The sequence below is a fragment of the Micromonospora sp. CA-259024 genome, from assembly GCF_050936255.1.
In the GTDB taxonomy this organism is placed as follows: domain Bacteria; phylum Actinomycetota; class Actinomycetes; order Mycobacteriales; family Micromonosporaceae; genus Micromonospora.
This window is the reverse complement of record NZ_JBNJND010000002.1, coordinates 2960688-2981002: the sequence shown is the minus strand read 5'-3', so window position 1 is coordinate 2981002 and position 20315 is coordinate 2960688. Positions and strand designations below refer to the sequence as shown.

At 71.0% G+C, this 20315-nt stretch carries 17 protein-coding genes and 1 tRNA gene; 5 read left to right on the top strand and 13 right to left on the bottom strand.

Annotated features, from left to right (window positions below; genetic code table 11):
* Positions 1-49: 49 nt before the first annotated feature.
* The 12 genes from ACQEUX_RS33450 to ACQEUX_RS33395 all read right to left on the bottom strand — a co-directional run bounded on the left by ACQEUX_RS33450 (position 50) and on the right by ACQEUX_RS33395 (position 14499).
* Positions 50-607: a hypothetical protein gene (locus tag ACQEUX_RS33450; RefSeq protein ID WP_433056908.1), complete on the bottom strand. Its 558-nt coding sequence runs from the start codon at positions 605-607 to the stop codon at positions 50-52.
* Positions 604-1239 (bottom strand): hypothetical protein, encoded by a 636-nt coding sequence (locus ACQEUX_RS33445; RefSeq protein WP_433056906.1) that lies wholly within the window; start codon positions 1237-1239, stop codon positions 604-606. Before ACQEUX_RS33445 ends, ACQEUX_RS33450 begins: the two co-directional genes overlap by 4 nt.
* 80 nt (positions 1240-1319) lie before the next feature.
* Positions 1320-2510, bottom strand: coding sequence for a hypothetical protein (locus ACQEUX_RS33440; RefSeq protein ID WP_433056904.1), 1191 nt, complete (start codon positions 2508-2510; stop codon positions 1320-1322).
* A gap of 500 nt (positions 2511-3010) precedes the next feature.
* Positions 3011-4045, bottom strand: a complete 1035-nt coding sequence (locus ACQEUX_RS33435) for a C40 family peptidase (RefSeq protein WP_433056902.1) — start codon at positions 4043-4045, stop codon at positions 3011-3013.
* On the bottom strand, positions 4033-4866 hold the full coding sequence (locus tag ACQEUX_RS33430) for a replication-relaxation family protein (protein ID WP_433057319.1): 834 nt from the start codon (positions 4864-4866) through the stop codon (positions 4033-4035). The genes ACQEUX_RS33435 and ACQEUX_RS33430 overlap by 13 nt, the downstream gene beginning before the upstream one ends.
* A gap of 47 nt (positions 4867-4913) precedes the next feature.
* Positions 4914-6506, bottom strand: coding sequence for a type IV secretory system conjugative DNA transfer family protein (locus ACQEUX_RS33425; RefSeq protein WP_433056900.1), 1593 nt, complete (start codon positions 6504-6506; stop codon positions 4914-4916).
* A complete protein-coding gene (locus ACQEUX_RS33420; protein ID WP_433056898.1) occupies positions 6503-7945 on the bottom strand; it encodes a hypothetical protein in 1443 nt (480 codons plus the stop codon). Before ACQEUX_RS33420 ends, ACQEUX_RS33425 begins: the two co-directional genes overlap by 4 nt.
* 26 nt (positions 7946-7971) lie before the next feature.
* Positions 7972-9735, bottom strand: a complete 1764-nt coding sequence (locus ACQEUX_RS33415; RefSeq protein ID WP_433056896.1) for a VirB4 family type IV secretion system protein — start codon at positions 9733-9735, stop codon at positions 7972-7974.
* A complete protein-coding gene (locus ACQEUX_RS33410; protein WP_433056894.1) occupies positions 9732-10682 on the bottom strand; it encodes a PrgI family protein in 951 nt (316 codons plus the stop codon). The genes ACQEUX_RS33415 and ACQEUX_RS33410 overlap by 4 nt, the downstream gene beginning before the upstream one ends.
* Positions 10683-10688: 6 nt before the next feature.
* The gene (locus tag ACQEUX_RS33405) at positions 10689-12935 is read right to left on the bottom strand and encodes a hypothetical protein (RefSeq protein ID WP_433056892.1); all 2247 of its coding nucleotides are present in this window, start codon (positions 12933-12935) and stop codon (positions 10689-10691) included.
* 2 nt (positions 12936-12937) lie between these two features.
* Positions 12938-13294 (bottom strand): pilin, encoded by a 357-nt coding sequence (locus ACQEUX_RS33400; protein WP_433056890.1) that lies wholly within the window; start codon positions 13292-13294, stop codon positions 12938-12940.
* Between the two features lie 374 nt (positions 13295-13668).
* On the bottom strand, positions 13669-14499 hold the full coding sequence (locus ACQEUX_RS33395; RefSeq protein ID WP_433056888.1) for a hypothetical protein: 831 nt from the start codon (positions 14497-14499) through the stop codon (positions 13669-13671).
* Positions 14500-15215: 716 nt separating this feature from the next.
* Between ACQEUX_RS33395 and ACQEUX_RS33390 the strand changes: the two genes are divergently transcribed.
* The 4 genes from ACQEUX_RS33390 to ACQEUX_RS33375 are packed head-to-tail and all read left to right on the top strand — an operon-like array spanning position 15216 to position 18581.
* Positions 15216-15917 (top strand): hypothetical protein, encoded by a 702-nt coding sequence (locus ACQEUX_RS33390; protein WP_433056886.1) that lies wholly within the window; start codon positions 15216-15218, stop codon positions 15915-15917.
* Positions 15910-17154, top strand: coding sequence for a DNA methyltransferase (locus tag ACQEUX_RS33385; protein ID WP_433056884.1), 1245 nt, complete (start codon positions 15910-15912; stop codon positions 17152-17154). Before ACQEUX_RS33390 ends, ACQEUX_RS33385 begins: the two co-directional genes overlap by 8 nt.
* A complete protein-coding gene (locus ACQEUX_RS33380; protein ID WP_433056882.1) occupies positions 17151-17360 on the top strand; it encodes a helix-turn-helix transcriptional regulator in 210 nt (69 codons plus the stop codon). The genes ACQEUX_RS33385 and ACQEUX_RS33380 overlap by 4 nt, the downstream gene beginning before the upstream one ends.
* Before the next feature lie 3 nt (positions 17361-17363).
* Positions 17364-18581 (top strand): tyrosine-type recombinase/integrase, encoded by a 1218-nt coding sequence (locus ACQEUX_RS33375; protein ID WP_433056880.1) that lies wholly within the window; start codon positions 17364-17366, stop codon positions 18579-18581.
* A 152-nt stretch (positions 18582-18733) separates the two neighbouring features.
* On the opposite strand, the gene ACQEUX_RS33370 is transcribed toward ACQEUX_RS33375, so the two are convergent.
* Positions 18734-18809, bottom strand: a tRNA-Lys gene (locus ACQEUX_RS33370).
* Between the two features lie 187 nt (positions 18810-18996).
* Between ACQEUX_RS33370 and ACQEUX_RS33365 the strand changes: the two genes are divergently transcribed.
* Positions 18997-20259 carry an Ig-like domain-containing protein gene (locus ACQEUX_RS33365; RefSeq protein ID WP_433056878.1) on the top strand — a complete coding sequence of 421 codons (1263 nt, stop codon included), beginning with the start codon at positions 18997-18999 and terminating at the stop codon, positions 20257-20259.
* The last annotated feature ends 56 nt before the right edge of the window (positions 20260-20315 follow it).

Genomic DNA, 20315 nt, shown 5'->3' with positions numbered 1-20315 from the left:
TCGATGAAGGTTTCTGCGGCGAATCTGACGCCCGCCGCCGGGGCGGGGCCTACCGGGTGTCTGCGGCCGGGTGTAGCTGTCCGTCCGGGCCGTACGCGTAGGCGCGGACGGTTTTGAACGGGGCCGGTAGGTACACGGTGAACCCGTGTTCGGGGATAAACCGGGTCCGGTAGTCACGCGTGATGCCCAACAGGTACCGGTCGGGTTTGTCGCCGTGCGACCCCGGCGGGATGATGCCCGCCCCGGGACGGTCGGCACGGGCGCGGCGATGCCGCCCGAGCGCCAGATGGGGGCACAACGACAGTGCGGCGGTCATGCACTCGGGGTGCCCCGGCGGATCGGCGTAGCGCATCAACTCGGCCGCCCGAGGTCCGCCGAGGAACGCCACCCAGTACCCCATCGGCTCACCGCACAGCGAACACCTCCGTTCGACCGCGAGGCGGGTTGAAGTGGTGGTGTTGACCGTGGTGAAGTCCACGTGCGACCCGTCGCCGGTCGGGTCGGGGTGGATGTTGACCGGCGGGATGGGCAGGCCGCGTCGCGCGTCGTGGGGACGCGCGGCCAGCGCGGGCGGTAGGTCTGGCACGTCGCCGGACGGGCACGTCATGACTGGCCGCTCACGGATCCGGGGCGGCTGTCCCTAATGACGAGGCCCGGGTTGACCGCACGCACGAGACGGGCCACCTCGTGCCATTCGGCCGCGTTGAAGACGTGCACCTCGGCCGGCACCTGCGCAACCCGCAACATCGTCAGGACGTCACCCGCGCTGTCCGCGTCGTCGAACACGATCAGGAGGTCCGCGCCGAGGATCGCGTAGACCCGGCTGTGATCGGGCGGCCAGGACAGTGAGGCGGCGCATTGGTGCGCGGTGAGCCACTGGCCGATGAGGTCTGCCGGGTCGCCGTCCGGGGTGTCGGTGTCGTAGCCCTCGCCGTCGAGCCACGTGAGGTGATCCGTGACGGTCCAATCGGGGTGAGCGAGCCAGGTCTGCCGCACGGCTTGCCACAGCGTCAGCCGGCCCGGCGCGCCCACCGGGTCGGCCGGTTGCGAGCCGTTCGGGCCGGGCACTGGGCACAGCGGCGTGCCGTCGGTGTGTGACGCGGCCGGGCGCGCGGCGAAACCGTTCAGGGGCCAGTCACGCGGCGGCACCAGCCGGGCCGGTTGCTCGCATTCCGGGCAGCGCAGCGACCCCGGGCCGGTTGTCTGCCCGTGGTCGGGGTGATTGTGTGGGGTGGTCATCGGTCGTCGTCCCTTCCGGTTGTTGGGGGCGTGCGGATGCCGGGGCCGGGCGTGGTGCCCGGCCCCGGCGGGGTCATCGGTCAGGCCGCGACCGGGGCGGCGGCGGCCTCGTCGGTGCGGGCCTCGTCGCCGGTGGCGGTGTCGTCACCGGTGGGCGCGGCGGGGGTCTGGGGCCGGGTGAGAAACGCGCGCACCTCAGCGGTTGGGACGGGCGCGTCGTCGGCGAGGGCGTAGGTTTCCGGGGCCTCGCGGGTCAGCACCAGCACCCCGGCCGTGGCCATCTTCCGCATGCCGTTGCCGACCGCGCCGGGGCTCCGTCCGCCGATCTCACGGGCGACGGTGCCGGGGGTCACGTCGTGGCCGGGGCCGAGGTCGCGCATGAACGCCTCGACCCGGTTGCGCAACTCGTTCTTGCCCAACTTCGCCGACCCGTCGCTGTTGATCTCACCGAGGGTGCGGCCGGTTCCGGCAGCACGCCGGACCGAGGGGCGGCGAATCTTGCGGGTGTGCCCGCACGTCGGGCACGTGGTGTGCGTCGGCGCGTTGGCCGGGTCCACCGTGGCGAGGTCACCGTCGGCGATCACCCACAGTTCCTCGCCGTCCTCAACGACCGGCAGGCGACGCGCGGCACCGGCAACCTCCATCGCGGCGAGGACCGTGTCACCCATCGCGACCGACAGGCCGCTCTCGCTGATCGCCGCGTCAGCCGTAATCCCGTCCGGGTGCCCACCCAACACCCCCGCCATGATCAATACCTTCAGGTCGGGCTGACGCGGCCCGACCGGCGCACCCGACACTGGCACCCCGGACACGGGCACCCCCGACACCGGGGCCTCGGGCAGCGTCGGCTCGCCCGGCGTCGCGTCGTCGTCGGCCGGGGTCGGCTCGTCCGCCGCGTCCGGCGTCGCGTCGGCGGTGGCCGGTGTGTCCTCGGTGGTCGTCGGCTCGTCCGCCGTCGCGTCGCCGGTGGCGTCGTCGTCGGCGAGGGTCGGCTCGTCGGCGGCCACCGGCGTCGTGTCGGTGGCGTCGCCGGTCGGGGTGGCGGGCTCCCACAGGTCGGCGCTCTTGCGGTTGCCGTTGGTCGGGCCGGGGGTGCGGGTGGCGGTCCCAACCGCTTCCATGTGCCTGAGCGCCTCGGTGACGACCGGCAGGGACAGGTTTTCCTGTCCGGCCAACTTGCGGGCGGTCAGGCCGGGGTGGCGGCGCAGCGCCTCGGCGACGACAGCGCGGGCCTCGTCGGTACCGGCGGTCAGGTTGGCGTTTGCGGTCATGACAATTACCTCCACGGAAAAGGGGTGGCAGTGGATTCCGCATTGCGCTCAGCGCGGTTGTTTGCGGTTCCGCTGGGGCCGTTGTTTCGGTGCCCACGTCCATGGACCCTCTGCACCGGATGATTGTCAACCCCGTTGTGCAAGACTCTTTCCGGCCACCATTCCGGGCGTCACCACCTACCTCTGCTCCAGGGATGACGGCCGGTCCGTCATAGGCATTGCGGGCGCTGTGGTTGCCACTGCCGGACGTTCGCCGCTCACAGGTGCGCGGTGTGGGTGACGTTCCGCCGGGCGCGTACGCCGCTGCCACAGGCGTCCGCCAAGAGGGCGAACGCGGCAGCGGCGGGGCCCACACCCAACCGCACGGGGTGCCACGCGCCGGGTCGCACCAGCCACCATCGAGAGACACACCTCGATGAGCTGTGGCGAAAATCACTTCACAGCCTGTCGTCTCATATAATTGTTTGGCGACTCTTTGGCGCGTTCTCTATTCTCCTTTGTCAGCTCGGCACGATGCGTCGGATTTCCGCTACCTGGTCAGCCCATCCCGACAATTTGCTGATGCGTACCACGTCACCGGTTTTGGGGGCCTGCACGATGAGACCGGAGCCGATGAACATGCCGACGTGTCGGGGGTCGGCGCGGGTGCCGTCGCTGCCGGGGATCAGGATCAGGTCTCCGGGGCGTAGGTGCGCGACCCCGGGTACCGGGGTGCCCTCGTGTACCTGGTCGCGCGTGGTGCGTCCGATAGTGACTCCGGCCGTCCGGTACGCCCGTTGCATGAGCGAGGAACAGTCGCACTGTCGTCGGGGGATGCCCGCGTGCGGGTCGGTGCAGTCACCACCGAAGGTGTACGGGGTGCTGAGCTGGGCGAGCGCCCACCCGATAGCGGTGATCACCGGCGGCGGGGTGCCCGCCGGGAGGGTGAAACCCGGCGGGAGGGACGCTGCCACGTCGGGCGGTAGCCCGTCACCACCGTCGCAGACGACACCGCCGGTGTAGCCGGCCACGATGGCGGCGGCACGGGCCTCGTGTGGGGCGTAGGCGTCCGGGTACGCGGAGCGTTGCACGGCTTGCGCCGCGTCGGTGAGCGGCAGCTCCTCCCACCGGGGCACCCGTTGGAGGCGCTCATAGAACTTGCTGGCGGCGTAGTCGGGATTGGTGACCTGTTCGGGGGTGCCCCAGCCTTGCGACGGCCGCTGTTGGAACAGGCCCAACGAGTCATGATCGTTGGCCGGGCCGAGGTGCCCGTGGTTGATCAGGTTGGACTCTTGCAGCGCGGTCGCTACGGCGATCACCCACCCGCGCGGCGGCACGCTCATGCGCTGCCCGACCGCCACGATCGCCGAGGCGTTGCTCGCCTGTTCGGTCGTGAGTCCGTCCGGGGTGGCGCCGGGGGTGGTGACGGTGGCCCGGCATCCGGCGGCACCGCCACCACCGGAGAACACCCCCACGACCGCACCGGCCCCGGCCCCGATAATGACCACCAGCAGGGCGACCACCGCGCCGACCGCCCACGAGATCACCCGTCCCACGGCGCACCGTCCCCCGTTGCGGTGCCGGGTAGGTCGGCCAGGGTGACCCGTGCCGGGTCGCCAGGGACGCGCCACACCGGCCCGGTGGGGCCACCGTGCCCGGCGGCGTAGTCGTCCGCGCCGGTCGTGACGCTCACCCCGTCCGGCACCCCGGCCCGGGACAGGTGCGCGTGCAGGTTGGCCTCCCGCGCGGCGGTCGGCAGCCAGAACAGCACCGGGTACGCGCGACGCGGGCCGAGCGCGGCGTAGCCGGTGAGTTTGTCCGCGACCCGCCCCAGCGTCTCGGTACCGAGATCCATCTCCAGCCAGAACGGCACCGCCCGCCCGCCGGTGACCCACACGCCGTGACCGTCCGGGCGGACGAGGTTGCCGGTGGCCTCACGGCAGCGCGTCTCGTTCCACCACCGCGCCAACCGCACCCCGGACCGGTCCCGGGCGTGTGCGGTGAGCGCGACGAAAAACCCGTTCGTGGCGAGGAGGTGGTTCAACCTCGGAGACATCGCCAGTCGTGCGGTGGTGTCGCGCACGGCGGCGGGGCGGGGCATCGCGTCACCTCGTCCGGCCGCGAGCAGGGCCGCGCCAACCGGGCCGAGGGTCCACCGCCAGGCTTGCGAGCCGGGCCGTTGGTAGTGGCGGAACCGGTCGAGGATGTCGCGGGCGTACAACAGGTTGAGCCGGTTGCGGGCACGGCCGACCGAGCCAAAGGCGAGGTGCGCCAGGTGGTCGGTGGTGAAGGTGCAGTGCTGGCCGAGCAGGTCCAGGAGGAGACGATCGCGGGGAGTGAGACGACCGAGTTCACCGGCGACGACGGACGCCGTCAGGCGGGAGCTGCTGGCAGCTGGTGTACCGGCAGGAGGGATATCTCTTATCAGTCGGTTCCGGTCCACCAGTCCTCCTCACCGTCGTCCACCAGCAGGTATGACGCGTTCATGGGCGAGGGTTCAGGCGAGCGTTCCCGGTCGTTGGAGTCCTCGTTGGACCGCTCGTTAGAACCCTCTAGTGAGCCCGCCGGCTGAACAGCGAAGGTGTTCCGACCGAGCGCCAGACCAGAGCGATCACCGGCGCCGACATCGAGGTCGGTATCCGAGTGGCCGGTGGCCGCGTCGCCGAGCAACTGCCGACGCTCAGCCATCGGCAGACCGGTGTGCTCACGAGCAAGCCGGCGCAGCTCGGCGGCGCGGCCTCGGATCGCCTCGGGCGGTGCGATGGTGTCCGCGGTGACCGGTGGAACGACCCGCCCACCAGCCACCGGCCGTAGCACTACCTCGTAGCCGCCGAGGCGTATCAGGTCACCCTGATCGAGGTACGGGCGTACGTGGTGGGCCTGGTCGACGGCGTCTTTGGGGGCGAGTGCGAAGTACACCTTGTTGCGGGCGTTAGCGTCGATCGCCTCGGCCATGTCCCCGGACAGCTGCCCAAGGTACTGGTGGGCGAGGACGAAAGAGGTGTGCAGACCGCGGGCCTCGGCGAGGGCATCATCGATGCCGATTGGCAGGTGCAGGAAGTTGTGGCACTCGTCGAGCACGATGCTGGCGTCGAGCCGGTCGGCCTCACGGATACGGGCGCGGGCGGCGGTGGCCTGCCACAAACCCGCCAGGAGCAGCGACCCGATGAGGCGGGTGCCGTCCTCACCGAGGACCCCCTTGGGCAGACGTGCGAGGAGGACGCCGCCGTCGAGGATGTCGGCGAACCGGAACGTCGTGGCCGGCACCCCGAACAGGGCACTCGCGAGGGGGTGCGCGAGGACCAGGCGCAGGCGCGACAGCAGGGGCGCGACGAGCCCGGCCCGCTGCCCGGCGGGCAGACCGTCGAAGCCTTCCCAGAACTCGCCGAGGGTGTTGCCCTCCCACGCCCCCAGGCGGTTCGTGGCCGCCCGGACCCGCCCGGCCCGCCACTTGCCATCCGAGAGCAGGCGTGGGAGCTGCGCCAGGGTGGAACCCGGTAGGTGGGCCAGGGTGAGCAGACCGTGGTAGCAGATGTCGGCGGTGCGGTGGCCCCACCACCGCGCCCACACCTTCGACATAACGGAGGTCACGGCGGCGGCTACGTCGTGCGCGGTGCCACCGTGCACCTGCGGGTCGAGCAGGTTGATCGCCGGCGGGGCCGACCGCTCGTCGGGGTCCACGATCACGAGGCGGTTCCCGCACTCGGCCGGCAGGACGTCGAGCAGATCGCGGATCAGGTCGCCCTTGGCGGGGTCGAACGCGGCGACCCCGCGACCGGCCTCAACGTCATCGAGGATCATCCGCAACAACAGGCTGGTTTTGCCGGTGCCGGTCGGACCGCAGACATGCAGGTGATGGCGGCAGTCCTCCAAGGCGATGCCTACGCGCACGGCGGGACCCGAGTTGGCGACGCCGATCACCTTGCCGGGCAGGCCGCCCCGCTCGGCCGGCGGCACGAGGTGCAGGCCACGCCGCCGCTGGCCGACGGACGTGAGGAGGCTCCTGTTTGTGGTCATTGCCCCACCGCAGGTACATCTCCGTCGTGTAGACCAGGTCGTGATACTTCAGTCGGCGCGTTGCCAGCGGCCGGCCTGTCCTGGTCCGGGCCGGTGGAGTCAGGTGCCGGGCGGCGTTTCGGGCCGGTGGCCGGGGCTGGTCCGGCGGTGAAGACTTCGCGGCTGGCGGGGCGGCGCCGGGAGGCGGCGGCGGGCATGCCGTGGGCGGATGGCTCGACGGGCAGTCCAGCCAGGGCGGCGGTCTCGTCCACGGACGCGAGGGTCATCCGGGATGCGGACACCCAACGCCAGGTCGCGGCGGGTTGGGCGCGGCGGAGCCGGCGGCGGGCGAAGTGGGGTGAGAGCAGCCCGAAACCGGAGGTGATGTCGGCGGCGGCAGCGCGGGCCGCCGCGACGGTCGGGCCGGTGGTGGTGGCATGCACCGCGACGAGCAGGTGCGGCGCGGCGGCCAGCTTCCCGCGCGCTTGGCGCGCCAGCTCGGCCAGGTAGGGGTCCGTGCGGTTGGTCTGGTGCTTGCGGGTCCTTGGGCCGGGAGTGGCCAGGTCGAGGACACCGATGATCATCATGCGCAGGCTGTCGGCGAGCAGGCCGATAGCGCGGAATGCGCCGCTGCGGGGGCGGGGGGCACGGTCGGGGTGGGTGGTGGCGCGGCGTAGCCCGGCGACGCGGCGGGCGGGGGCGCGGGTGACGTGGACCTGCAGCAGTCCGCCGCCGGTGCGTCCGGCGGCGGCGAGCCCGTCGTAGACGGCGCGCAGGCGGTCCTCCTCCGGCGGTGCACCGGCCTCCCACCGCTGGCCCCGGCTCGGCGCGGCGTCGTCTACCAGGGGTAGCCACTCCGGCTGGGTCGGCAGCAACGCCACGGCGGCGACCGGGCTACCGGGTGCGAAGGCCGGTGGGCGGGTCTGTTCGGCGCGGGCACCGGGCCAGGCGCGTTGCAGCAGCCGGAGCACGGCGGTCGGGTTCATGCCCGGGGGTAGCCACAGACCGCAGCGCATGCCCTTCGGGTCGGCCTGGACCTCCCAGACGAGGCGGTGCGGGCGCCACGACCACCAATTCGATGCGGGCAGCGCCGTAGCGAGCAACCGCCACAGTCCGACGGTCGCGGCGGGGGTCGCCGACACCGGCGGGACGACCTCCAGCCAGCGGGCTCGACGGGCGTGGACACGCCACACCCGCCGCCGCCCTAGCGCCCATCCAAGGCGCGCGGCGACGAGGACGACGAGGGCGGCGAGCAGCAGCGGCCAGTGCGCCCGCATGAACACCGCCGTTGTGGCGGGGGCGTCGTCGGCCCAGGAGCCGCAAATCAGGTGCCCGATCACCGCGTCCGGGATGCCGTCATGACCGGGTACGCAATTCACGGACGGCGGCGCGGGGGTCGGGGTCTGCGGCGGTGTCGGCGTGGGCGACTGCGGAATGAGCTGGGGCAGCGGGGCGGGCATGGCAGGCTCCAAAAGTCAGCTGAGGTTCAGTGGCAGCCGGCGGTGGGGCCGGTAACGACGAGCTGGTGCTCGACGTCGGAGGCGAGGCTGTGAAACGCCATCCGGCTGTTGCCACACGCGAGCAGCGCATCTCCGCGCGCCGCGGACAGCAGGAAGGCCCGCTCCCCCTCAGTGAGCCCGAACGCCTCGGTGACCGCGTCAATCGCCTGGGGTGCCTGGCGTAGCAGCACCTGCGTGGCCGCATTGGAGACGACGGCGCGGCCGACCTCAGTGCCAAGGACGTCGGCGGCGTCTTGGGTGACCACGGTCAGCCCGGCCCCGTACTTGCGGGCGGACTTGGCGAGGCGGAACAGGAACTTCGCGCCGAGCCCGGCTCGCAGCATCAGCCACGCCTCATCGACCAGCACCATTCGCCGCACATCCGGCGAGGGAGAGTTGGCTACTGTGCGCCAGATCGCGTCCAGTGTCAGTAGCGTCCCGACCGGCTTCAGCTCGTCGGGCAGGTCCTTGATCGCGTACACCACCAAGTGCCCCTGCGGGGCGGTGGTCGTCGGGCCGGCGAACAGGCCGGCGAACGACCCGGACACGTACGGATGCAGGCGGGCCGCGAGGGTTCGTCCGGCCGCGCCGATCTCCGTCAGCGCCTGCGCCACGTCCGCCAGCAGCGGCGCCGGACGCCCCCAGGTACGCGGGTCGGTGGTGATGCCCTTCGCCCGGTACGCGGCCAGCACGGCGGCGTCGAGAACCGGCACGTCGTGCGGGTCAAGGGCCGCGGTGGTGTTGTCGCCTGCGGTGAGGACCGCGACGAACGTCTGCATGAACAGGGTCCGCCGGAACAGGGCATCGTCGCCGTCGGCGGCGGACAGATCGAGGGGGTTGATCCGCACACCAGGCGCGCCGGGCCGGATGATCGTCCCACCGACCGCCTCTGCCAAACGGAGGTACTCGTCTTCGGGGTCGATGACGAATGCCTGCACCCCGAGGTAGAGGTTGTGCAGCAGGTCGAGCTTGGCGAGGTAGGACTTGCCTTCGCCGGAGCGGGCGAGGATGACGGCGTTGAAGTTCGACTGCGCCCACCGGTCCCACACGACGACCCCGGCCGAGGCGAGGTTCAGGCCGTAGAGCACGCCCATGCCGCTGTCCCCGGCGGTGACCGCCAGGTCCGGGCTGGTGAACGGAAAGCTCGCGGCGAGGGCGTCGGTGTCGAACACCCGGCGCATGCCGAGGCTGTCGAATGCCAGGGGCAGGCTGGTGATCCAGCCCTGCAACTGCCGCCAGGTCGCCGGGGCCACATCGAGCAGCAGCGACGAGGCTAAGGCTCGCACCTCGGCCACCCGGTCGGTGAGGTCGGTCTCGGTGTCGGCGTGCACGGTCAGGTACAGGCCGAGGCGGAACAGTCGGGCTTCGCCTCGGGCGACCCGAGCGGCCAGCTCGGCGGCGTCCGCCGCGGCGGCGTCCAACTCCGGGTCATCCAGCCGACCCTTGCCGGCATCCGAGCGCCGTGAGGACTCCAGCCGGCCGCGCTGCTTACGCAGCCGGTCGGAGGCGACGACCGGGGCGACGGGTTCGATGTGCAGGGCAACGTCGACGCGGCCCGGGTAGGACAGGATCGGCTCCAGCCAGCCGGCACCGACTTCGGCCGGGTAGCCGGTCACCGCGAGGGTCGCGGAGTAGTCCTCGCCCACGTGCACGGACCTGCCGCCGACCTCGACGGCGTCGGGGCTGCCGGGCAGCACACCGCCGGTCTCGGCTGCGGGACGGCGGCGGCGGGGCAGGGTGGGCAGCTTCATGCGTCGTCACCGCCTTCCAGGTCGGTCGTCAGGTCCGGGATCTCCGGTGCCGCCCAGGCGGTGGTATTGGCGGCCGGGTCGAGGCAGGCGGCGAGGGTCATCTGGGTGTCGTAGGCGTCCAGGACCGTCCCGGCTACCTCGCACCCCGCGAGGGCTCGCACCGCCTCCCGCGCCTGGTGGGCGGTGTGGCCGGGGCCACGCCGTCCGCGCACGGCGATGGTGACCTGCCGGTGCAGCAGCTCCCGTTGGGTGGCGAGATCGTCGAGGAACCCGGCGTGCGAACGGGCCGCCTCTTCCAGCGCGGGGTGCGGCAGGGCCGGGGCGCGGTGCTCGATGCGGTCGGCGACGTGGGTCAGGTCGACGCGCTGTGCCCGCACGAGGATCTGCGTCGGGGAGTCGAGGCTGTTCAACCAGCGGGCGAACCCGGCGACGAGGCCGTTCTGTTCGCCGGGTGAGCGCAGCCCGAATGCCACCGTTGAGGCCGAGACGAGGGCGGTGGTGCCGTCGGTGCCGAGGTCGATCAGCCCGTCGGCGGTGATGCCCTTCGCGGGCAGCCGCAGCGGTGCCGGGAGTGGCAGCTTGTCACCGCGCCCACCGGTGGTGGTGATCCACGCCGGGGCCGGGTGGATCGGCTCGTCGGTCGGGACGAGGCGGTGCGGGGTGCGGCGGTGCCGGATCGCGGAGAGTAGCCAGGCGTCGAGGCTGATCCCGTCGCGGCGGCCGACCGCGAGGAAGAACGCCGCCCCGGCGACCGGGATCGTCCCGGCGATGAAGTACAGCGGGTTGACGACCGTGGCGAGGGCGGTCCAGACCGCGTAGAGGATCAGCGCGGTAACGGTCAGAACGACCACCTGGCGCAGGGTCAGACCGAAAACGATCCGGTCGGGTCGTTCTACGTCGGCCGGTACTCGTGCTCTTAACGGCTCATCGGGCGTTCGTCGTGGCATCGGTGATCACTCCTGTCGGGGACGACGACGGACGGGACGCTGCGGGCTGCTGGGCGTGGGCGGGCGCAGCGGACGGGCGGGCGGCTCCGCACGCGGCAGTGCCGCAGGCACGGCGGCGCGAGGCGATGCGGACGCCGGAGTCGGAGCCGGGATGGGGACGGGACGGCGGGCCGGGGGCGGGACCGCCGGGCGCACGGACGGGGACGGACGATCCGCTGGGGACGGCCGGGCGGTCGGGGACGGACCGATCACCGGGACCGTCCGGGTGGCCGGGGCGGGACGGGACGCCGGGGACGGGACCGTCGCCCGTATGGGTGGGGACGGACGGGCCGCCGGGGTTGGTGGGGCCGCCGGTGCTGCGGTCCGGGTAGTCCTGGGCGGGGTGGCCGGGGTAGCACCGGTGGGCCGGGGCGTGCGTGTGGGCGTCTCCGGTGCTCGTTTCGCGGCTGTCGGACGTGGCCGAGCAGGTGTCGCCGGCGCGGCCGAGAGCGTCGGCGTGACCGGTGCCGGAGGTCGTTTCGGCGCGGTCTGGGCCTGCGGTGCTGCCGAGAACACCACCCCCGGTGCCCTGGTGGAGGCCGGAGCGGAGCCGGTCACGGTGCTGCTCGCCGCCGGGGTGGTCGGTGGGTGGCTGAATGGCAACGCACTCGGCGGTGACACCCGCGCGGGCGGTTCCGGTTGCGGACTCGGCGTGGCTGAGAAAACGGCGGGCGGGACGGCACCCGTCGGGGTGGTGCCTGCGGTAGCGGGCAAGTCGGCGTGACTGAACGCCGGGGCGGCTGTGGTTGCGGCGGGCTGCGCGAGAGGCGTGTGCACGGACGGGGCGTGACTGAACGCGGCCGGTCCGGCGGGCACTGGGGACGGCTGGGACGGTCCCGACCGGGACGGACGGGGCGGGCGCGGTGTGCCGGGGCGGAGCGGACGGACCGGTCCGGGACGACCGAGACCGGGCCGAGGTACCGTCCCGCCCTGGCGGGCGGCCGTCCCCGCCGCCCGTCCGGCGGCCTTCGAGCCGCCGAGCACGCCGGCTGCCAAGCCGAGGGTTTTAAATGTCAGGTAGGTCGAGACGAGTTGGCCGAGCAGACCTCGGCCGCGGGACTGACCGAGCGGGCCGAGAATGAACTGCTTCATCCAGCCCGGCAGTTTGATGAGGACCCACAGCATCGTCAGGCAGACCCCGATGCCGAGGAATCCGTCGGTGGTGATCGGGAGGCCGAGGATCGCCGGGCCGGTTGGGGTCAGGAACACCCGGATGGTGGCCAGCATGATGAAGGCTTGGGCGAGCTGCATGCCCAGGCACGCGCCGAACGCCCGCCACCAGGTGTAGGCCAGGCCCTCGGTCTGCGGGGTGGCATGGCACATCAACGCGAGCGGGGACACACCGATCAGCAGGATCACGGCCGCCACGCGCAGGATGAAGGTCAGCACGACCACGATGGCCATCACCAGCGCGGCGAGGATCATCAGCGTCAGCAGGAAACTGTTGCCCTGGCTGGCGTTGGTCAATGCTTGGGTGAGCGCGGTCGCGGCGGCCGGACCGTCGACGCCTTGACCGGCAATCGCGGCGGTCAGCGCGTTGACGACGGTGAGGATCTCGGCGCACATCAACAGCGACAGGTTCGCCCCGACCCCGCCGATCACCAGGCGAGACAGGATCTCCTTCAGGCCGTGCCGGCTCTGCAGGGTCTCCCGTGAGGCGACGATGAACCCGCCGATGACCACGAACAGCACGAAGACCGTGTTGGCGATGACCAGACTCGTTGTCCACATCGCCTTGACCTGCTCGTTGTTCGTCAGGTCTGGGGTCGACAGGACGGTCTTGCCGAGGGTGTCCATGACCGGGGCCAGGCCGGTCTCGACTACGTAGGCGAAGAAGTCGTTGATCGCCTTGCGGATCTGACCGGGAATGTCGTACCAGGCCGGGTCGTCGGTCGAGGTGGCCGGCGTCGGCGTCGGACTGGTTCCGGGTGACGGGTCCGGTGTCGGGGTGGGGTCTGGGTTGGGCGTTGGGTTGCCCGTTGGCGGCGGGCCGATAGAGCTCGGCGTCGGAGTAGGAATGGGGATCGGGCCGGTCGGTGACGGCGGGATACCCGGGTCGGGCACACCCGGCGCGGGCGCGGGGGCGGGAACGGGCTCGGCCCATGCGGGCGAGGCCGTGATCCCACCGGCGAGGCCCATGCCGAGCAGCAGTGCCGTGGCCAGCCGGGCAGGATTGACCAGGCTGCGCCCGGCTTGTGGTGACGTCGGGGTCATGGCTACTTCACCCACTCGCCGACGATGGTGATGAACAGCGGCGCCAGCAGGGCCAAGGCGTAGCCGATCGCGGCGGACCTCATCGCGAGCTTGCCTTTTTCGATCTCGCTGGGGTCGCCGTTGGCGGCGAGGTAGCGCAGGCCACCAACGGTGAGGAACAGAGTCGCGACGGCAACAAGGATGCCGACCAGCCAGACCCGAATGTTGTCGATCACGACGGTGAGGGATTCGGGAGAACCCGGCTCCGGCTCCTTGGGCTCAGCGGCGTAAGCAGCCGTGTCACCCAGCACAATGACGGTGGCGAGAACTGCGGCCACCACGACCAGGACCGGGATCAGACGGGTGGCCTGGTAGAGCATCCAGTCGCAGGGGTGCAGCCGGGGTCGGCGAGGACGCCGGGACGGCTTGCGCCACGACGGGGGTTCGCGAGTGGGCTTGCTGCTCATGGGTGGAACACCTCCGAGCTTGGGCCGCAACCGGCCCAGGGCCTGGCGAGGCTCGGTTGCGGCGCGGTGGGTGACAGAGGCGGAAGCGAATCGATCCGCACGTGGTGACCAGGAGTTCCGACCGGCGCGAGGGCCGTCCTCCTCACGAAGATCAGGTGGGCCGGGCGAACGGTGTGTCAGCGCCGTCAGCGGGGCCGGTCGGGAAGGTCACCTATGCGGGAAAGCCCGCACTAGGGGAATACAAATCCGAGGGCTGATTTGGAGAAGCGCAGTTCAGCAGGGGTGACTCACCGGCGGCCGGGTGCCGCCTCCGGCGCGGTGGTGCCGGTTGCCTCGGCGATGACCTCGGCGGTCGGATCGCTGAGCGCACCAGACCGGATCGCCGCGACGAGCCGCTCCACGGCGGCGCTGCGCCGCTTGTAGACACCCCACCGGGGCAGGCCAGTGCGCTCGGCGTACGCGGCGACGCTGGTGTCCTCCAGGAACGTCCCGCCGATCAGATCCGCCTCAGCGACGGTGATCACCCCGAGACGCACCGCACGAGCCAGCACCAAATCCGGGTGACCGTACGGGGCGGGCGGCAGCGCCGAGCCGGGCGCGAAGTTCGCCTCCCCCGACGCGGCCGGCTCTTGGCCGCGCAGTGCGGCGCGAGCACCGGAGAACGCGGCGTTGAGCAGGGCGTTCACAATGCCCGGCTGGTCGATGTCGACCGAGTTCAACGCCTTGAGGAACGCCTCCACCAGGGCGGCGTGCAGGTCCCCGGACGACAGCTTCGACAGCAGGTGCGCCCGGTGCCGCAGACCGGGCAGGGCCACCCCGACCGCGCCGACAACCCACGCACCGTCGCCGGTGCGGGCTCGGGTGACGAGGAACCTCCACGCGGCGTCCTGCGCGGCGGCGCCGCAGGAAGGGTGCATGAGGATCGCCGACAGCTCGGTCAACACGATGGCGCGGCGCGGCAGGCCGTGGCCGAGCTGCCGGCCGTCGACCGCCTGCGGCTGGGGGCCTTCGCCGCGCAGCCGGAACCGGTAGTCGATCGCGTCGAGCAGCGCCGCGCCGGGCCGTGCTCCCGAGTGACCGGCGAGCGGGCCAGTAACCGGGCGAGTGTTCGCAGACATGGATGTACTCCCTGATGGTGAGCGAGGATGCCGGACCGGCGATCGAAGGCCGGTCGGCGGTGCAGCACCCACGCCACCAGGGCGGTTGAACACACCTTGAACACCGATGATCTTGTTTCAGGTTGAACACAGCGTGATCAGCCGAGGCGTCTATGACGGTCCTCGATGCGCCGGTCAACCAGCGCGCGGCCGGTGCTCGCCGATGTGTGCAACCTCGTGGCTGCCCGTTCAACCGCCGCTCGCCGGACCTATCGCCCGCCTCGTCGACGGGCTCGGTCGGCCATGAACGCACCCAGAGGCATCGACGCGAGAAGGGCCCGCGCGGACCGCGCGGGCAAGAGGTGTTCATGGTCGGCGGCAAATGTTGACTGGTGGGTGAAGCCTGTTCAGGGCATCCCGCCGCAGAGTCGATCTTGTTCAAGCCGAGACACCGAACTTGTTCATGGCACCAGGAGGGGCACCCTGCGGCGCCTGGCTCGCCATCGGAGCGACATCGCCGCGATAGCTACAAACTTCGATAGGTTCCGTGGTCTGTTGGTGGCGGTGTTCAACCTCGGACCTGCGGTTCAACCTTTAGCTGATCTTGTTCATCGGGGTTGAACACGCCCGGCGCGGCGGGCTCGGCGACCGGCGGTCGCGGCAGCGTCCTCCAAATCGAGGCCCGGATCTGTATTCCCTTAGTGTCAGCGCTTGTCGGTGGACGTGGCCCATCACCCATGCCGCAGACCCACCCGCACCTTCCCGAGCCCCGCGCCGAACGCCCGCCCGTCGGGTTGTTCCTCGTCCCCGCCCACCGCCGCGATACGCCGCTGGTCGACCCGGCGGCCTGGTACGGACTCGACCCGCAGCGCCTCGCCTGGTTGATCCGGCACTACACCCGCGACGGCGATGTCGTGGCCGATCTCGACAGCCACCCCACCGTCGCCAAGGCCGCCCGGTACCTGCACCGCCATCCGGCCATCATCACCACCGACGGTCACCGCATCCGGGTCACCGACGACCGCCCCGCCCGCGCCCGCTGCCTCGCCGAAGACGGCATCGCGCTGCTGCTGGCCGGACTACCCCGGCCCGACAACGACGACCTCGCAGTGCACGCCACCACCGAGGCGATGCACCTGTGGCACCGGCTCCTGCGCCCCGGCGGATTCGTCCTCGTCGCGCTGCCCGCCCGTGCGCCTGAGCCGGGTCGGATCTCGCGGCGCAGCACTGTCATCAGCGCCGCCCGCATCGCCGGGCTGCGCTACCACCAGCACATCCCGGTGCTGATGGTTCCGCTCCCGGCGCACGACCCGCGCACCGACGCGGCCACCGCCACCAGCACCCCGCCCGCGCTGCTGGACGGGCGGCATCTTCGCACTCACATGGACGTCCTGGCCTTCACGGCGACCACCATTGACCAGGAGGCCACCGATGCGTGAACCCATAAGCACCGGCGCGTTCGCACCCGGCCTCGACTTCGACGCCACCGACGTCGGGCAGCTGTTCGCCCTCATCGCCGACGGGGTCCAGGGCTCGGTCCTGTTGACCGGGCAGACCGCCTCCCGCGACCTGCGGCGCGGCCGGTACACCCCCGCCTCCATAGAACACCCGGGCAAGATGCTGCCCACCATCCCCCGCTACCTCACCGCCACCTACACCCAACCCCGCGACCTGGTCGTCGACCCGATGGCCGGCATCGGCACCACCCTTGTCGAGGCCATGCACCTCGGCCGACACGGCATCGGCGTCGAGTACGAGCACCGGTGGGCGCAGCACGCCGCCGACAACATCCGCCTCGCCACCAGCCAAGGCGCCACCGGCACCGGCGAGATCTACACCGGCGACGCCCGCCGGCTACCCGCACTGTTCCCGAGCAAGGTCCACGGCCAGGTCTCGCTGGTCATCACCTCACCGCCGTACGGGCCGTCCACCCACGGCCACGTACGCACCCCCGGCCCCCGAAGGGGCAAGGTCCGCAAAATCCACCACCGGTACGGGGCCGACACCGGGAACCTCGCCTACACCGAACACGCCGAACTGGCCGAAGGATTCACCCAGATCCTCACCGGCTGCGCCGCCGTCCTCAAGCCCGGCGGATACGTCGCGGTCACCGCCCGCCCCTACCGGCGACGCGGGGACCTCATCGACATCCCCGGCATGGTCGCCGCCGCCGGACTCGCCGCCGGACTGACCCTGGTCGAGGAACTCATCGCGCTCATCGCCGGAGTCCGAAACGGCGTACTGGTACCGCGGACCTCGTTCTTCCAAATGAAAAACGTCCGCGACGCCATCAACACCGGCGACCCGCAATGGCTCATCCAGCACGAAGACCTCCTGCTGTTTCAGCTCGGCGGCTCGCACCACAACCCGCACGACTCCGCAAAGAGCGGGTCCACCCTCGCCGCACCGCACGCCGGCCACGGGCTTGATACCTCAGCCCCCGCCAGCATGGATCGACGGGCACACCCGGCGTACCCCGCCAACCCCGGCGGCAGCGCCACCGACCCCCGGCCCCACCCGGGCCGGGACGCTGAAAGGACACCCGAACCGTGCCCGCCCCACCCACACACCATTCCCGGGTCCGAACGGCCCGACACCACCGCCCACCAGCGACCCGCCGACCCCGACACACCACGCCCGCAGACCGGCCCGTCCGCCCCGGCAGACCAGCCATGAGCGCCCCAACCGCCGCCGAGTGGCGGCCCGACCCTCTCCTAACCATCGATGACCTAGCGGGCTGGCTCGGCAAGCCGAAGAACACCCTCTACGCCTGGCACAGCCGAGGCAAGGGACCGCGCGCCATCCGGGTCGGCAACACCCTGCGCTACCGGCGCAGCGAAGTCGAACGCTGGCTCGACGACCACACCGACCCGGAGCGCTGAGCCATGGCCCGACCTCCACTACCCATCGGCACCTTGGGCACGATCCGTACCGAGAAGCTCGGCCCCAACCGGTACTGCGCCCGAGCCCGATACCGCGACCACGACGGCAAAACCCGCGACGTCGAGGCCACCGACACCACCGCCCCCGCTGCCATACGGGCGCTCAAAGTCAAAGTCCGCGACCGTGTCGCCCCTAACGACGACGAAATCACCAGGGAGACGCACGTCAGCACGCTCGCCGCTCTGTGGCTGGAGGAGATAGCCGCAGAGGAACGAGTATCGCTACAGAGCATCAGCAGGTACGAGATCAGCGTGCGCGTCTCGATCGTGCCCGCTCTAGGCGAACTACGAATCCGAGAGGCCAGCGCAGGCCGCCTCGACAAGTTCCTGCGGAAGATAGCCGAGGACCGTCCCTCAGCCGCCAAGAGCGCCAAGGTCGTCCTCGGCCAGATGTTCGCCCTCGCCGTCCGCCGGGGTGCGCTCACGACAAACCCCATCCGCGACACCGGCCAACTACGAAAGCCCCGCAAGAAGGTCGTCGCGCTTGATCGGGAGCAACTGGACGACGTTCGTTCGGCGATCCGGAAGTGGCAGCAGCCCACCCCCGGCAAGTCGGGGCCTCGGCCCACGAGCGACCTGGCCGACATCGTTGACCTCATGCTCGCCACCGGCGCCCGCATCGGCGAGATCCTCGCAGCGCGGTGGGAAGACGCCGACCTCGGCGCCGAACATCCCATCCTCACAATCTGCGGCACCATCATCTACATCAAGGGCAAAGGCTTCTTCCGGCAGGAATGGACAAAGAGCGATGCCGGTTACCGGTCAGTCGTCCTGCCCCGATTCGCCGTCGGGATGCTCTTGGAGCGCAAGCTCACCGCCGCCGCCGACCCCAACGACGCGATCTTCCCCTCCCGACGTGGCACCTGGCTGTCTCCGCCCAACGTTCGCCGTCAGTGGCGCGCAGCCCGCGCTGAGACCGGCCTTGAATGGGTCACTCCCCACACGTTCCGTAAGACCGTTGCCACCTTGATCGACAAGGAGGCCAGCACCGACAGCGCCGCCGCACAGCTCGGCCACGGGAGTAAGGAGACCACCAAGAAGCACTACATCGTCAAGCCAGCCCTTGCCCCCGACAGCTCTGCCATCCTCGAACAGCTCGGGAGCAGGCCGGAGCCAGGTGATTCCGAACCCCGCAACCCTGGCCCGGCCCCGACCGGATAGCCGGGGGGCGGGTGGCGGGTGGTACGCCTACCACCCGGCCTGCCGAACCTGATCGCCCCGGCCGTTACCGAGGGGTTTTCGGGGGAGGGTTCGAAACTACATAGACAACCATAAAGGCCCTGGCCAGCTTTTTGCTGGCCAGGGCCTTTAATTGGTGCGCCGCCAGGGACTCGAACCCCGAACCCGCGGATTAAGAGTCCGCTGCTCTGCCAGTTGAGCTAGCGGCGCTCGTCGGCAACGGAGAGAACATTAGCACCCCTCCGAGCGGCGCTCCAATCCGGTTACCCGGCTCCCCCCTTCGGTCGAGCTTTGCGGGCAAAAAGCTACAAACCGACCCGCGCGCCCAGGACGGGGGCATGGGTTGCGACGGTGATGCGGCACGATGTCCGCCAGGTACGCGAGAACAGAGGTGGGGATGGCACGGTTCACGCGAGCCGGGGCGGTGGTGGGCGCTCTGACCCTGGTGGCGTCGCTGGCACTGACCGGGTGCGGCGACGGAAAGAAGAAGCCGGAATTCGTTGGCGGGGCGTCGTCGGACGTGAGCGCCGGACCCGGCTCACCCGCGCCCTCGACGTCGAGCGCGCCGAGCGGACCGGCGCTCGCGCTGAGCCCGGCCGACGGCACGAAGAACAGGCCGGTGAGCACGGAGATCAGCGCGAAGCTCCCGGACGGCGGGAAGGTGTCCGGGGTCACCCTGACGGCTGACGGCGGGGGCGCGGTGGAGGGCAAGCTGCGCACCGACGGTTCCTCCTGGGTACCGTCCGCCCCACTGAAGTACGGCACCCGCTACACCGCCACGCTGACGGCGAACGCGGCCGACGGCACGAGCAGCCAGGGCACCAGCACCTTCACCACGATGGCCAAGCCGAAGTCGACCATCGGGTCCGGCCTGTACCTCTTCGACGACAAGAGCTACGGGGTGGCCATGCCGGTGGTCACCGAGTTCCACCCGGGCATCCCGAAGAAGGACCGGGCCGCGGTGCAGAAGCGGATGTTCGTCCGCACCGACCCGCCGCAGCCGGGGGCCTGGCACTGGGTCGACAACGGCACGCAGGCCTACTACCGGGCGCCGGAGTACTGGCAGCCGGGCACGACCATCACCGTGCGGATCGCCCTGGCGGGAGTGCCGCTGAGCAACGGCCGTTACGGCGACGTCGACCGCAAGGCCACCGCCAAGATCGGCCGGTCGTTCGAGATGAAGGTCGACAACGCCACCAAGAAGATGACGGTGTACGAGAACGGCGCGCTCGTGCGCACCATTCCGGTGAGCCTGGGCAAGAAGAGCACGCCGTCGTCCAGCGGCACGATGGTCGTGATGGAGAAGAAGGAGGCCACGGTCTTCGACACCCGCGACGACCCGGACCCGGCCAACCGCTACGTCACCGACATCGAGTTCGCCCAGCGGCTCACCTGGGGTGGCGAGTACATCCACGCCGCGCCCTGGTCTGAACACGTCCAGGGGCGGCGGAACGTCTCGCACGGCTGCGTGAACGTGTCCACGACGAACGCCCGGTGGCTGTTCGAGAAGACACGGATCGGTGACCCGATCACGGTGAAGGGCACCGAGCGCAAGATCGCCGCCGGCAACGGCTGGACGGCGTGGAGCCTAAGCTGGTCGGCGTTCGTCAAGGGCAGCGCTCTGCCGGTACCCAGTGGTGGGGCCGGTCCGGCGCTCTGAGCCTTCCGGCTTCACGCGCCGGCCCTGCCGATGGTCGGGCCGGCGCGTACCCTTGC

Coding starts and splice junctions, on each gene's coding strand:
- ACQEUX_RS33415 (WP_433056896.1), bottom strand. CDS start 9,735: ATGAAGCTGCCCACCCTGCCCCGCCGCCGCCGTCCCGCAGCCGAGACC.
- ACQEUX_RS33375 (WP_433056880.1), top strand. CDS start 17,364: ATGGCCCGACCTCCACTACCCATCGGCACCTTGGGCACGATCCGTACC.
- ACQEUX_RS33380 (WP_433056882.1), top strand. CDS start 17,151: ATGAGCGCCCCAACCGCCGCCGAGTGGCGGCCCGACCCTCTCCTAACC.
- ACQEUX_RS33365 (WP_433056878.1), top strand. CDS start 18,997: ATGGCACGGTTCACGCGAGCCGGGGCGGTGGTGGGCGCTCTGACCCTG.
- ACQEUX_RS33445 (WP_433056906.1), bottom strand. CDS start 1,239: ATGACCACCCCACACAATCACCCCGACCACGGGCAGACAACCGGCCCG.
- ACQEUX_RS33450 (WP_433056908.1), bottom strand. CDS start 607: ATGACGTGCCCGTCCGGCGACGTGCCAGACCTACCGCCCGCGCTGGCC.
- ACQEUX_RS33385 (WP_433056884.1), top strand. CDS start 15,910: ATGCGTGAACCCATAAGCACCGGCGCGTTCGCACCCGGCCTCGACTTC.
- ACQEUX_RS33405 (WP_433056892.1), bottom strand. CDS start 12,935: ATGACCCCGACGTCACCACAAGCCGGGCGCAGCCTGGTCAATCCTGCC.
- ACQEUX_RS33440 (WP_433056904.1), bottom strand. CDS start 2,510: ATGACCGCAAACGCCAACCTGACCGCCGGTACCGACGAGGCCCGCGCT.
- ACQEUX_RS33410 (WP_433056894.1), bottom strand. CDS start 10,682: ATGCCACGACGAACGCCCGATGAGCCGTTAAGAGCACGAGTACCGGCC.
- ACQEUX_RS33400 (WP_433056890.1), bottom strand. CDS start 13,294: ATGCTCTACCAGGCCACCCGTCTGATCCCGGTCCTGGTCGTGGTGGCC.
- ACQEUX_RS33395 (WP_433056888.1), bottom strand. CDS start 14,499: ATGTCTGCGAACACTCGCCCGGTTACTGGCCCGCTCGCCGGTCACTCG.
- ACQEUX_RS33390 (WP_433056886.1), top strand. CDS start 15,216: ATGCCGCAGACCCACCCGCACCTTCCCGAGCCCCGCGCCGAACGCCCG.
- ACQEUX_RS33425 (WP_433056900.1), bottom strand. CDS start 6,506: ATGACCACAAACAGGAGCCTCCTCACGTCCGTCGGCCAGCGGCGGCGT.
- ACQEUX_RS33420 (WP_433056898.1), bottom strand. CDS start 7,945: ATGCCCGCCCCGCTGCCCCAGCTCATTCCGCAGTCGCCCACGCCGACA.